The organism is Frigidibacter sp. MR17.24 (genome assembly GCF_037095655.1).
In the GTDB taxonomy this organism is placed as follows: domain Bacteria; phylum Pseudomonadota; class Alphaproteobacteria; order Rhodobacterales; family Rhodobacteraceae; genus Frigidibacter.
In genome coordinates this window covers 84,121-96,134 of the sequence record NZ_JBAWKE010000002.1, presented here as the reverse complement: position 1 = coordinate 96,134, position 12,014 = coordinate 84,121, and the positions used below count along the sequence as shown (strand labels likewise).

General features: G+C 71.5%; 10 protein-coding genes. 3 read left to right on the top strand and 7 right to left on the bottom strand.

The window, feature by feature from the left end:
• Positions 1-153 precede the first annotated feature (153 nt).
• Complete coding sequence (locus tag V8J39_RS07650; protein ID WP_336460303.1) at positions 154-1,101, top strand: aldo/keto reductase; 948 nt, start codon at positions 154-156, stop codon at positions 1,099-1,101.
• 162 nt (positions 1,102-1,263) lie between these two features.
• Here V8J39_RS07650 and V8J39_RS07645 read toward each other — a convergent pair whose 3' ends face one another.
• The 6 genes from V8J39_RS07645 to V8J39_RS07620 form a co-directional block, all read right to left on the bottom strand.
• Positions 1,264-3,150: a bifunctional sugar phosphate isomerase/epimerase/4-hydroxyphenylpyruvate dioxygenase family protein gene (locus V8J39_RS07645; protein WP_336460302.1), complete on the bottom strand. Its 1,887-nt coding sequence runs from the start codon at positions 3,148-3,150 to the stop codon at positions 1,264-1,266.
• Complete coding sequence (locus V8J39_RS07640) at positions 3,150-3,995, bottom strand: shikimate dehydrogenase family protein (RefSeq protein WP_336460301.1); 846 nt, start codon at positions 3,993-3,995, stop codon at positions 3,150-3,152. The genes V8J39_RS07645 and V8J39_RS07640 overlap by 1 nt, the downstream gene beginning before the upstream one ends.
• Positions 3,992-5,497 carry a tripartite tricarboxylate transporter permease gene (locus tag V8J39_RS07635; protein WP_336460300.1) on the bottom strand — a complete coding sequence of 502 codons (1,506 nt, stop codon included), beginning with the start codon at positions 5,495-5,497 and terminating at the stop codon, positions 3,992-3,994. Before V8J39_RS07635 ends, V8J39_RS07640 begins: the two co-directional genes overlap by 4 nt.
• 1 nt (position 5,498) lies before the next feature.
• Positions 5,499-6,062, bottom strand: a complete 564-nt coding sequence (locus V8J39_RS07630; protein WP_336460299.1) for a tripartite tricarboxylate transporter TctB family protein — start codon at positions 6,060-6,062, stop codon at positions 5,499-5,501.
• Positions 6,063-6,227: 165 nt separating this feature from the next.
• Entirely contained in the window at positions 6,228-7,226 is a 999-nt protein-coding gene (locus tag V8J39_RS07625) for a Bug family tripartite tricarboxylate transporter substrate binding protein (RefSeq protein ID WP_336460298.1), read from the bottom strand.
• 123 nt (positions 7,227-7,349) lie between these two features.
• Positions 7,350-8,369 (bottom strand): LysR family transcriptional regulator, encoded by a 1,020-nt coding sequence (locus V8J39_RS07620; RefSeq protein ID WP_336460297.1) that lies wholly within the window; start codon positions 8,367-8,369, stop codon positions 7,350-7,352.
• 112 nt (positions 8,370-8,481) lie between these two features.
• Between V8J39_RS07620 and V8J39_RS07615 the strand changes: the two genes are divergently transcribed.
• Together V8J39_RS07615 and V8J39_RS07610 are read left to right on the top strand one after the other, a co-directional pair.
• Positions 8,482-10,170: an FAD-dependent oxidoreductase gene (locus V8J39_RS07615; protein WP_336460296.1), complete on the top strand. Its 1,689-nt coding sequence runs from the start codon at positions 8,482-8,484 to the stop codon at positions 10,168-10,170.
• Positions 10,167-10,982, top strand: a complete 816-nt coding sequence (locus V8J39_RS07610; RefSeq protein WP_336460295.1) for a sugar phosphate isomerase/epimerase family protein — start codon at positions 10,167-10,169, stop codon at positions 10,980-10,982. The genes V8J39_RS07615 and V8J39_RS07610 overlap by 4 nt, the downstream gene beginning before the upstream one ends.
• Positions 10,983-11,019: 37 nt before the next feature.
• Here V8J39_RS07610 and V8J39_RS07605 read toward each other — a convergent pair whose 3' ends face one another.
• Positions 11,020-11,919 (bottom strand): LysR substrate-binding domain-containing protein, encoded by a 900-nt coding sequence (locus V8J39_RS07605; protein ID WP_336460294.1) that lies wholly within the window; start codon positions 11,917-11,919, stop codon positions 11,020-11,022.
• Positions 11,920-12,014 lie beyond the last annotated feature (95 nt).

Here is a 12,014-nt window from a genome sequence, read left to right as displayed (position 1 = left end):
GGGGTGGGGGCACCCCCCCCCCCCTTGTCCGCGGACCCGCGAGGCCCGCCGCCTGTGCGCCGCCGGCCCGCCGCCTGTGCGCCTCGGCCCTGTCGGCGCGCCGCGCCCTGCCCGAAGCTGGCGGCCCGACATCACCACGAAAGGATCGGCCCGATGCAGATGCGCCCCCTTGGCCCCAGCGGTCTCTCGACGGCCCCCGTCGTCTTCGGCGGCAACGTGCTGGGCTGGACGATCGACGAGGCGCAGGGCTTCCGCGTGCTCGACGCCTTCGTCGACCATGGCTTCACCGCGATCGACACGGCCGACGTCTATTCCGCCTGGGCCCCGGGCAATTCCGGCGGCGAGAGCGAGGCGATCCTCGGCCGCTGGCTCGCCGCCCGGCCGGGGATGCGCGAGCGGGTGACGATCTTCACCAAGGTCGGGTCCGAGATGGGCGCGCCCGAGCGCAAGGGGCTGTCGCGCGCCTGGATAGCCGAGGCGGCCGAGGACAGCCTGCGCCGGCTCGGCACCGGGACGATCGACCTCTATTTCTCGCACTGGCCCGACGAGACCGTGACCCACGAGGAGACGCTGCGCGCCTACGAGGCGCTGATCGCGGCGGGCAAGGTCCGGGCAATCGGGGCATCGAACTATGACGCGGGTCTGCTGGGCGGCGCGCGCGAGGCGGCGGTGAAGACCGGGCTGCCGGGCTATTCGGTGATCCAGCCCGAATACAACCTCTATGACCGTGCGGGCTTCGAGGGCGCGCTGCAGGACATGGCCGAGGGGCTGGGGGTGGTGACCTACTTCAGCCTCGCCTCGGGGTTTCTCACCGGCAAGTACCGCAGCGCCGCCGATGCCGCGAAGGGCAGCCGCGGCGGCCGGGTGGCAGGCTATTTCGACGCGAAGGGCGAGCGGATCCTCGCGGCGCTCGACCGCGTCGCCGAGGAGACCGGCGCGGCGCCGTCCGAGATCGCGCTGGCTTGGGTGATGGCGCGGCCGGGCGTGACGGCGCCGATCGCCTCGGCGACCTCGGTGGCGCAGGTCGAAAGCTTCGCCCGCGCGGCCGAGCTTCGCCTGACCGGGGCCCAGATGCAGGCGCTGACCGCCGCCGGGGACTGAGAGGGGCTGGCCGGTGCGGCCTTTCGGTGCTGGCCCCGCCGGCGCCGCCAGGGATGGGCGGGCCGGCGGGGCCGGGCGGCCGGGGAGGGCCGTTCGGGGCCGCGGCCTGCATCCGCGCTCACCGGCCTGCACCGGGGCGGGGGCGCCGCGGGGCAGGGGGCGTCAGCTGCGCGGCATGCCCTTGGGGCGCATGAAGCGCTTCTGCGCGGCGATGCGGAACGGCGCGTTCGCGGCGCCGTAGCCGTCGTAGGCGGCGCGCCGCTCGACGATCTCGAAGAAGAAGCCCGAGCCGAAGGGGCGCGAGTAGATCTGCAGGAAGGCGCCGTTGGCATCCTCGTCATACAGGATGTTGGCGGCGCGCATCCGCTCGAGATCGCCCTCGGGCAGGTCGAAGCGCGCGGCGAGGTCGTCGTAGTAGTTGCCGGGGATCGGCAGCGAGGCGAAGCCCCGGTCCGCCATCGCCTGCGCGGTGGCGAAGATGTCGGCGGTGGCGAAGGCCACGTGCTGCACCGGCGCGCCGAAGCTTTCGCCCAGGAAGGCGCCCGCGAGCGTGCGGTGGGTCTCGGCCCCGTTCAGGGTGATGCGGAACTGCCCGTCGGGGGTGCGCAGCGCCTGGCTGCGCACCAGCCCGTCGGGGTCGATCACGTCGACCATCGGCGTGCGGCCCATGTCGAAGAGCGTGGTGTAGAACAGCGACCAGCTCAGCATCGCCTCGTAGGACATCGTCTGCGCCAGGTGGTCGATGCGGGTGAGGCCGGTGCCCTCGGGCCCGGTCTCGGGCGCGCCGAATTCCTGGCTCCAGACCTTCTCGCGCCCGGCCTCGCGGTCGAGGAAATGCAGCACCGAGCCGCCGAGGCCGCGGATCGCCGGGATCTCGACCTGGCCCGGCACCAGCGGCTGGCCGAAGGCCTGCGAGCCCAGCGCGACGGCGCGGTCGCGCGTCGCGTCGGCCGAGGCGACCGACAGGCCCACGTCGCAGATCGAGGTGCCGTGCATGTTGTAGGCCGAGGCGGCGAAATCGCCGGCCTGCTCGTTCAGCACGATGCGGATGCCGCCCTGCTGCCAGAGCGAGACCTCCTTGCCGATGTGGCGCCCGGTCTCGGTGAAGCCCATCGCGCCCAGAAGGCCGCGCAGCGCCTGCGATTCCTCGCCGCGGGTGGCGAATTCGACGAACTCGGTGCCCTGCACCGGGGCGGGGGCGGGCATCGGCGGCAGATCGACGGTGACGTCGGGCTCGGACCGGCGCACGTCGTCCATCAGCGAGATCAGCGAGCGGTGGCCGTCCTTGGCGGTGGAGCGCGCGTCGCGGCCGCGGAACTGGTCGTTGAAGATCTCGAGGCTGACCGGCCCCTTGTAGCCCGCCGCCGCCACCGCGCGGGTGAAGGCCAGCACGTCGAGGTCGCCCTCGCCGGGCATGTTGCGGAAGTGGCGCGACAGGTACAGCAGGTCCATCTCGATCTTCGGCGCGTCGGCGAGCTGGACGAAGAAGATCTTGTCGCCGGGGATGCGCCGGATCGTCTCGGGGTCGATGCCGCGCGCCAGCGTGTGGAAGCTGTCGAGGATCAGGCCGATGTTCGGATGGTCGGCGCGGCGCACGATCTCCCAGGCGTCGCGGTGGTCGTTGACGTGCCGGCCCCAGGCCAGCGCCTCGTAGCCGACGCGGATGCCCTTGGCGGCGGCGCGCTCGCCCAGTTCGCGGAAGTCGTCGGCGGCGCGGTCGATGCCGCCCAGTGCCGCGGGATGGCACGACGAGCAGAACAGCACGAGGTCGGTGCCCAGTTCGTTCATCAGGTCGAACTTGCGCTCGGCCCGGTCGAAGGCCTTGGCGCGCAGCGGGCCGGTCAGCCCCTCGAAGTCGCGGAAGGGCTGGAACAGGGTGATGTCCAGCCCGCGGTCGCGGATGCGCCGGCCGACGTCGCGCGGGCTGCCCTCGTCGGCGATGAAGTCGGCCTCGAAGATCTCGATCCCATCGAACCCGGCGGCGGCGATGGCCTCGAGCTTCTCGGGCAGCGTTCCGGAAATCGAGACGGTGGCGATCGAGGTCTTCATCAGGCGGCGGCCTCCTCGGCCCGCAGGGTCTTGCGCAGGGCGTCCTCGTCGACGGGCTTGCCCGAGAACAGGGCCCAGGCATGGACACCTTGCCAGAAAAACAACTCCCAACCGGAGAGGACCGCAAGCCCCGCGGCCCGGGCATCGGCCAGAAACTGCGTATGTTCCGGGGTATAGACGGCGTCGAAGGCCCATTCGGCCCCCGCCAGCGCCGCGCGCGGCACCGGCGTGCCCTCGTATCCGACCATGCCGACGGGGGTGCAGTTGATCACGCCCTGCGCGCCGGCCGCGGCCGCGGCCGCGTCGGCGAAGCAGGTCACGGCCATGCCGGGGGCGGCGGCGCGCAGCGCCTCGGCCAGCGCCTCGGCCCGGGCCGGGTCCTTGTCGACCAGCCGCAGCTCGGCGGCCTCGAGCCCGGCAAGCCCGAAGGCCACCGCGCGGCCGACGCCGCCGGTGCCGATCATCGCCACCACGCCCGGGGCGGTCGTCGGGCGCAGGGTGCGGTAGGCGGCCATGAAGCCCGAGTGGTCGGTGTTGAAGCCGCGCGGGCCGTCGGCCTCGAAGATCACGGTGTTGACCGCGCCCATGCCCGCGACCAGCGGATCGTCGATGCGCACCACCGCCGCCGCCTTCTCCTTGTAGGGATAGGTGACGTTGGTGCCGCGGTAGCCGTCGGCGGGCAGCGCCGCCAGGATCTCGTCCCAGGTCTTGCCCATCTGCCGCGGCACCAGCCGGTCGTAGGTGACATCGATGCCGTTCTGCTGGCCCAGCAGCTGGTGCAGCCGGGGCGAGCGCGAGGCGGCGATGTTGTCGCCGATCAGGCCGAGTTTCAGTGTCGGTGTCATGCCGAGGCTCCGAGTAGGCGTTGCTTGGCCCGCGTCCACAGCGGGGTCTGCGAGACGAAGACGAGGATCACGGCGACGGCCAGCGTGGCCGAGAGCGGGCTGGTGGCGATGCCCCAGAAGAACCGGCCCAGATCCTCGCGTTCCGAGATGATGGCGCGGCGCCAGTTGTCGTCGAGAAGCCGCGACAGGATCACGCCCAGGATCACCGGGCCCAGCGGGTAGCCGTAGTGGCGCATGAAGTAGCCGAAGACGCCGAAGCCGATCATCCAGTAGACGTCCGACAGCGCGTTGTTGACCGCGTAGGCGCCGACGATGGACAGAAGCAGGATGCCGGGGATCAGCACCGGGCGCGGCAGTTCCACGATCTTGGTGAAGATCTTCACGCCGGTCAGGCCGAAGATCAGCATGAACACGTTCGCCACCACCAGCGCGCCGACGATGAACCAGAACATGTCGGGCTGGTCGACCATCAGCATCGGGCCCGGGTTCAGGCCGTGGATGTAGAGCGCGCCGATCATGATCGCGGTCACCGCGTCGCCGGGGATGCCCAGCGTCATCATCGGGATGAAGGCGCCGCCGACGGCCGCGTTGTTGGCGCTTTCGGGCGCCACGAGGCCTTCCATCGCGCCCTTGCCGAAGGGCACCTCGGGGGTCTTGGTCACGCGCTTGGCGTGGTCGTAGGCCATCAGCGCGGCGATGTCGCCGCCGGTGCCGGGCAGGGCGCCGATGATCACGCCGATGGTCGAAGTCTGCAGCGACAGCGGCAGGTGCTTCTTCACCGCCCCGAGCGAGGGGACGATGCGGCTCAGGCTCTGGCGCACGGCGGTCTTGTCGATGTCGTGCAGCTGCAGCAGCGCCTCGGACACGCCGAACATGCCGATCATCACCGCGATGAAGGAGATGCCGCTGTCGAGCTGCGGCAGATCGAAGGTGAAGCGGCTGTCGAAGGTCAGCGGGTCGCGGCCGACGGCGCCGATGGCGATGCCGAGCGCGCCGGCGAAGATGCCCTTGACCAGCGATCCCGACGAGAGCGAGCCCACCAGCAGGATGCCCAGCAGCGCAAGCAGCATGTAGTCGCGCGGCTGGAAGGTCAGCGCGAAGTCCGACACCCAGGGCGCGGCCAGCGCCAGCACCGCGATGCCGATGAAGCCGCCGATGAAGCTCATCACCGTGGTGACGCCGATCGCGGCGCCGGCCTCGCCGCGCTGGGCCATCGGGTAGCCGTCGAGCGCGGTGGCGATGGCCGAGGGCGCGCCGGGGATGTTGAGCAGGATCGCGGTGCGCGAGCCGCCGTAGACCCCGCCCATGTAGATGCCGATCATCAGCGCCAGCGCCGGGTCGACATCCCAGGAGAAGGTGAACGAGATCAGGATCGACACCGCCATCGTGACCGACAGGCCGGGGATGGCGCCGACATAGATCCCCGCGAAGGTGCCGACGGCGGTCAGCAGCAGCAGGTCCCAGTGGGTGATGACCGTGAAGAAGGCCGAGACAGCTTCCATCTCAGGCTCCGTGGAAGAGGTTGCGGAAGAACTGGATCAGTTCGGCCTCCGGCACGATGCCCGCGGGCATCAGCACCGTGAAGATGATCCGGAACACGAACCAGATGATGAACAGCGTCAGCAGCGACACGCCCACGACCCAGGCCCAGCTGCGCTTGCACAGCAGCCGGATCGACGCGATCAGGAACAGCGCCGAGGTCGGCAGGAAGCCCAGCGGCTGCAGCAGGATCGCATAGGCCACCAGCAGCACCACCACCGCCATCACGATCGGGGGGGTGATGTCGCGCAGCACCGTCTCGTTGGCGACCCGCGTCAGCCGCACCGTGCGCGCCAGCACCAGCAGCACCGAGACCAGCATCGCGAAGGCCGTCGCCATCGGCACCACGCCCGATCCCGACAGCGAGCTGAAGCCCGAGATGCCGTAGGCCTCCCAGAGCATCACCGCGGAAAAGACCGTCAGGACCAGGGTGAAGACGATCTCGCCGGGGCGGCGCTGGTCTTCGTAGCCGCCGGGCGTCGCATCGGACAGGCCGTCGTGATGCGGGTTCTCGATCGGGGGGGGCATGGCTCGTCTCCGTAGCGGGCCGGAGTGGCGGCCCGTCCTGCGGGCGCCGCGATCACGGCCGGGGCCAAAGAAAAGGGCGCCGCCTCTCGCAAGAGACCCGCGGCGCCCGGGCGTCCGCCCGCGCCCCCCGGGCGGGGGCGGGCGGACCTTGTCGCGGACCCTCGTTCAGGGACGGGGGATCGAGAAGTCCTCGGGCGAGGCCTTGGTCAGGCCCGCGTCCTGCAGCAGCCAGGCGGTCGAGGACTGCCAGCCGGCCAGGAACTCCTGCGCCTCGTCGCCCGAGATGTCCATCATCGTGAAGCCGCGGGTGTCCATCAGCTGCACGAAGTCGGCATTGGCGGCGCCTTCCGAATAGGCCGCGGTCAGCTTGGCGACCACGTCGTCCGGCGTGCCCTTCTTGACGAAGACGCCGAAGAACGGGCCCCAGGGCAGGTACTTCGAATAGCCCTCGTTGAACGAGACCACGGTCGGCACGTCGGGCAGCTTGTCGCTGGCCTCGGTCGCGAAGATCGCGAGCGGCTTCATGGTGCCGGCGCGGATCCCCTCGATCGAGGCGCCGAGCACGGCCGGCATCACGTCGATCGCGCCACCCTGCAGCGCGGTCAGCGCCGGGCCGTCGCCGTCATAGGGCACCGAGATCACGTCGAGCTTGCCCTCGACCGTGTTCATCATCGCGGTGATGACCGAGGGCAGGCCGCCCGGACCGGTCGCGCCCAGGCGCAGCTCGCCCGGGTTGTCGTGGATGTACTTGACCATCCCCGCGTAGTCGTCGAAGGGCGCGTCCTTGTTGGCGACCAGGATCGCGGTGCCGCGCGCCAGGATGTTGATCGGGGTGAAGTCGCTGTAATCCTTGTTGCCAAGGCCCATCACCTTGTAGAGCAGCGGGTTTTCCGCGCCCATCAGCAGGGTGTAGCCGTCGGCCTTGCCGTTCGCGACCTGGTTCAGCGCGATCGCGCCGACGCCGCCGGTGACGTTCTGCATCACGACCGTGCCGCCAAGCGACTCTTCCGCATGCGGCGTGACCGAGCGCATCACCGTGTCGGTCGAGCCGCCGGCGCCCCACTGGATGATCCCCTGGATCTCCTTGGTCGGAAAGTCCTGCGCATGGGCAGCCGACAGGCCGAGCACAAGCGCCGAGACGGCGCCGAACATGACGTGTTTCATGAGTCCTCCACTCCCGATTCCTCCTCCGGATGCGCTGTCGGGACAACGCCTCCGCTGCCTGACTTGATCGGCGATCCTTGAAATAACGTCAAATATAAATTTATCTCAATACGTAACATCGTGTTAATTTTGCGGTGACGGTGGCCCCGCCGGCGACCCCGGCGTCCCAGCCGGAGCCCCCGGTTTCGCGCCCGTTTTTCCGGCTGGCGCGGCAGGGTCGGGCGCGGCCAGCGCGTGATGCCAGAGCTGCCCCGCCTCGGCCAGTTCGCGGCGGAAGTGGCGGATGGTGAACTCGGCGAAGTTGGACAGCACCCGGCCCTTCTTGGTCACGACGTAGATGGTGACGAAGGCCTCTTCGGCGATGCGGCGGCGCACGAGGCCGGGCATGTAGACCTCGGCCACCGAAAATTCGTCGATCAGCGCGACGCCAAGCCCGTGCCGCACGAGGCTGACCACCGTCTGCGCGAAGCGCCCGCGCATCGAGTGCTGCGGGGTGATGCCGGCCTCGTGGAAGGCGCGTGTCACCTGCCGCCCGTAGGGATCGTTCGGGTCGATGCCGATCAGCTGCTCGGCCGCGAGGTCGTGGACCGAGATCACCTCCTTGCCGGCCAACGGGTGCCCCTCGGGCAGGATCGCGACGATGCGGCCGCGCGCCAGCTCCTCGTTCTCGATGCCGGGATTGTCGACGCGCGAGCTCATGATCACGAACTCGCCGCGTTCCAGCATCAGGTAATCGAGCGTCTCCTCGATCTTCAGGATGTTGAGGTCGAGATACAGATCGGGATAGCGGTCGCGCACCTTGCGCATCACCCGTGCCGCGATGAACTGCGCCACCGAGGGCGCCGAGGCGAAGGCCAGGTTCACGTCGCGCCCCTCGTTGAGCGAGGTCAGCGCCCGCTGCAGGTTCTCGACGCCCTTGTAGACCTCGCGCAGCTGCTCGAAGACGGCGCTGGCCTCGACCGCGGGCACGAACAGGCCGCCCCGGCGTTCGAACAGGCGTATGCCCAGCGATTCCTCGGTATGCTTGATCAGCCGACTCACCCCGGGCGCCGAGACGCCCAGCTGTTCGGCAGCCCCGTTGATGGTCCCGCGCAGCATGACCGCGCGAATGACCTCGATCTGACGAAACGTCACTTCCCGCATGATCGTCCTCCCTGTCGCTGAATTAACCTGATGTTATCGCGGCTGACAATTATGTAATTGACGTTAATCCTGCGCCGCAGGAGGGTCCGCCCCTGACGAGGAGGCGGCGGGTATGCGCAGCGCGGATGGTGAAAGCTTCGATGTCGTGGTGCTGGGCGCCGGGGCGGGCGGGCTGGCGGCGGCGGTGACGGCGGCGGCGGGCGGCGCGCGGGTCGCGCTGCTGGAGCGCGCCGAGGTCGTGGGCGGGACCACCGCCTGGTCGGGCGGCTGGATCTGGGCGCCGCGCAACCCGGTCGCGCAGCGCGCCGGCATCCACGAGGATCCGCAGGCGCCGCGCGACTACCTGCGCGGGGTGCTGGGCAACCGCTACCTGCCCGAGCGCGCCGAGGCCTTCCTGGACGCCGCGCCCGAGATGGTGGCCTTCTTCGAGGCCAACACCGCGCTGACTTTCGACGGCGGGCTGAAGATCCCCGACACCTACGGCCACCAGCCGGGGGCGGGGACCGGCGGGCGCTCGGTCATCGCGCAGCCCTACGACGCGCGCGGACTGGGTGCGGACCTGCGCCTGCTGCGGCTGCCGGTGCGCGAGACGACCTTCTGGGGGATGACGATCCAGGCGGGCGAGGATCTGAAGGCGTTCATGACCATGACCCGTTCGGCCAGGTCCTTCGCCCATGCGACGCGCCGGGTGCTGCGCCACCTGCGCGACCTGGCGCTGCACGGCCGCGGGATGGAGCTGCGCAACGGCAACGCGCTGGTCGCGCGGCTGCTGCGCAGCGCGCTGGACGCGGGCGTGACGATCCGCACCGGGGTCGAGGCGGCGGCGCTTGAACGCGCGGGCGACCGCGTCACCGGCGTGCGGCTTGCCGACGGCACGGTGATCGCGGCCGCGCGCGGGGTGGTGCTGGCCTGCGGCGGCTACCCGCGCGACGCCGCGCGCCGGGCGGGCAGCTTTCCGCGCGACGCCGAGAACCGCACGCTGGCGGTCGAGACCGCGCGCGGCGACGGGCTGCGGCTGGCCGAGGGCGCGGGCGCGGCGATCGACACCGACCTTGCCCAGCCCGCGGCCTTCTGCCCGGTCTCGATCGTGCGCTGGGCCGACGGGCGGGTGGCGCCGTTCCCGCACATCATCGACCGCGGCAAGCCCGGGGTGATCGGCGTGCTGGCCTCGGGCGCGCGCTTCTGCAACGAGGGGCTGGGCTATCACGACTATGTCGAGGCGATGCTGCGCGCGATCCCCGAGGGGCAGCCGGCGGTGTCGTGGCTGGTCTGCGACCACCGCTTCCTGCGACGCTTCGGCCTGGGGGTGGTGCGGCCGGCGCCGGTGCCCTGGCAGGGCTGGCGTCGGCGCGGCTACCTGGTGACGGCGCGCACGATCCCGGCGCTGGCGCGCGCCTGCGGCATCGATCCCGCGGGGCTCGAGGCGACGGTGCGGCGCTGGAACGCCGATGCCGCGACCGGCGACGACACCGCCTTCCACCGCGGCACCAGCCCTTACATGCGCCTGCAGGGCGACCCCGAGCAGGCGCCGAACCCGACGATGGCGCCGCTGCTGAAACCGCCGTTCCACGCGGTGCAGGTGGTGCCCGGCAGCTTCGGCACCTTCGCCGGCATCTCGGTCGACGGGCAGGCGCGCGCGCTTGACGCCGCCGGGCGCCCGGTGCCGGGGCTGTTCGCCGTCGGGTCGGATTCCGCCAGCCCGTTCCGCGGGTTCTATCCCGCGGGCGGCATCAACCTTGGCCCGGCGATGACCTTCGGCTTCGTCGCGGGCCGCGCGCTTTCGCAAGGACCGACGCCATGACAAGGCTTTCGCTCGCCCATCTCACCGCCGTCGACCTGCCGCCGCCGGCGCTGGTCGAGGCCGCCGCCGCCGCGGGCTTCGACGCGGTCGGGCTGCGGCTGATCAAGGTCACGCCCGACAGCCCCGGCTATCCGCTGATGGACGACCCGGCCGCGATGCGCGCGACCCGGGCCGCGCTGGCCGCGACCGGGCTGGCGGTGTCGGACATCGAATTCGTCAAGCTCACCCCCGAGACCGGGATCGACGCGCTGCTGCCCTTCCTCGACGCGGGCGCCGAGCTGGGCGCGGCCCAGGCGATCACCGCGCCCTACGACCCCGACCTGTCGCGGCTGGCCGACACGCTGGGCGCCTTTGCCGAGGCGGCGGCGGCGCGCGGGCTGGGCACGGTGATGGAGTTCTTCCCCTGGACGTCGGTGCCCGACCTGGCCACCTGCCTGCGCGTCGTCGGCCAGGCGGGGCCGGGCGTCGGCATGCTGGTCGATTCGCTGCATTTCGACCGCTCGGGCTCGTCGCTCGCGGCGCTGGCGGCGGTCGACCCGGCGCGGCTGCCCTTCGCGCATCTGTGCGACGCGCCGCGCCACCCGCCCTACACGACCGAGCAGCTGCTGTTCACCGCGCGCGAGGGCCGGATGATCCCGGGGCAGGGGCAGATCGACCTGTCCGCCTTCCTGCGCGCGCTGCCCGCGGGCCTGCCGCTGGGGCTCGAGATCCCCGGCCTGCCGGGCTATCGCGCCGCCGACCCGGTGCCCGCGCTGACGGCGCTGGTCGCGGCGACGCGGGCGCTGGTCGAGCGCGCCTCGGCCGCCGCCTGAGGGGGGGCGGCGGGGGCGCGCACCCGGTCCCGGGCGCCTAGCCCCGCGCGGCCTCGGTCAGCGCGACGAGGAAGGCCGACTGCTCGGGGCTGATCCCGGTCTGGTCGCGCATCGACACGCCGACGGGCGGGCCCAGCAGCGGGTCGCGCATCGGCAGCCGCGCCAGCGCGCCCGAGGCCAGCTCGTCGGCCACGACCCCTTCCGAGATCATCCACACCGCGTCGCTGTCGCGCGTGACCGCGCGCCCGAAGGCGAGCGAGACCGTCTCCCATGCCACGCTCGGCGCGGTGATCCCCAGCCCGTGCAGGAAGGCGCGCACGGTCTGCGCGATCAGCGCGCCCGGCGGCGGCAGGATCAGCGGATAGCCCGCCAGCGCCGCCAGCGGCTCGGGCTCGGCCAGCAGCGGGTGGCCGGGGCGCAGCACCGGCACGATCTGTTCCGAATAGAGCTGGCGGAACGACAGCCCCTCGAGCGTGCCGGGCATCCGCCCGACGACCATGTCGAGCGAGCCCTCGCGCAGTTGCGAGATCAGCAGCCAGTTCGGCCCGGTCGAGACCCGCAGCAGGCAGTCGGGCCGCGCGGCGCGGAAGGCCAGCGCCGCGCGCGGCACCAGCCCGGTGGCGGCGGTGGGCAGCGCGCCGACCAGAAGCCGCCGCTCGGCCCGCGGCGCCTCGCGTGCGAGGTCCTGCGCCCGGCCCAGCGTCACCAGCGCCGCGCCGCAATGCTGCTGGAAGATCTGCCCCGGCTTCGTCAGCCCCAGCCGCCGGCCCTGCCGTTCCAGCAGGGTCACGCCCAGGATCTCCTCCAGCTCGCGCAGCGTCTTCGACACCGCGGGCTGCGAGACGTGCAGCGCCGCGGCCGCGGCCGAGACCGAACCCAGCCGCGCGGTTTCCAGGAAACAGTGCAGGTGGCGCAGGCGCAGCCGCGGGTCGAACATCGGAAATCCCCCATTCATAACCGTCAGGTGATGAATTTTTCCGAAACTTATAATTTTCAGCCGCGGTGAACCATGCCATTCAGGGGCCGAGGAGG

Excerpts from the sequence above, each read along its gene's own strand:
- V8J39_RS07650 (WP_336460303.1), top strand. The coding sequence starts at position 154 with ATGCAGATGCGCCCCCTTGGCCCCAGCGGTCTCTCGACGGCCCCCGTC.
- V8J39_RS07645 (WP_336460302.1), bottom strand. The coding sequence starts at position 3,150 with ATGAAGACCTCGATCGCCACCGTCTCGATTTCCGGAACGCTGCCCGAG.
- V8J39_RS07640 (WP_336460301.1), bottom strand. The coding sequence starts at position 3,995 with ATGACACCGACACTGAAACTCGGCCTGATCGGCGACAACATCGCCGCC.
- V8J39_RS07635 (WP_336460300.1), bottom strand. The coding sequence starts at position 5,497 with ATGGAAGCTGTCTCGGCCTTCTTCACGGTCATCACCCACTGGGACCTG.
- V8J39_RS07630 (WP_336460299.1), bottom strand. The coding sequence starts at position 6,062 with ATGCCCCCCCCGATCGAGAACCCGCATCACGACGGCCTGTCCGATGCG.
- V8J39_RS07625 (WP_336460298.1), bottom strand. The coding sequence starts at position 7,226 with ATGAAACACGTCATGTTCGGCGCCGTCTCGGCGCTTGTGCTCGGCCTG.
- V8J39_RS07620 (WP_336460297.1), bottom strand. The coding sequence starts at position 8,369 with ATGCGGGAAGTGACGTTTCGTCAGATCGAGGTCATTCGCGCGGTCATG.
- V8J39_RS07615 (WP_336460296.1), top strand. The coding sequence starts at position 8,482 with ATGCGCAGCGCGGATGGTGAAAGCTTCGATGTCGTGGTGCTGGGCGCC.
- V8J39_RS07610 (WP_336460295.1), top strand. The coding sequence starts at position 10,167 with ATGACAAGGCTTTCGCTCGCCCATCTCACCGCCGTCGACCTGCCGCCG.
- V8J39_RS07605 (WP_336460294.1), bottom strand. The coding sequence starts at position 11,919 with ATGTTCGACCCGCGGCTGCGCCTGCGCCACCTGCACTGTTTCCTGGAA.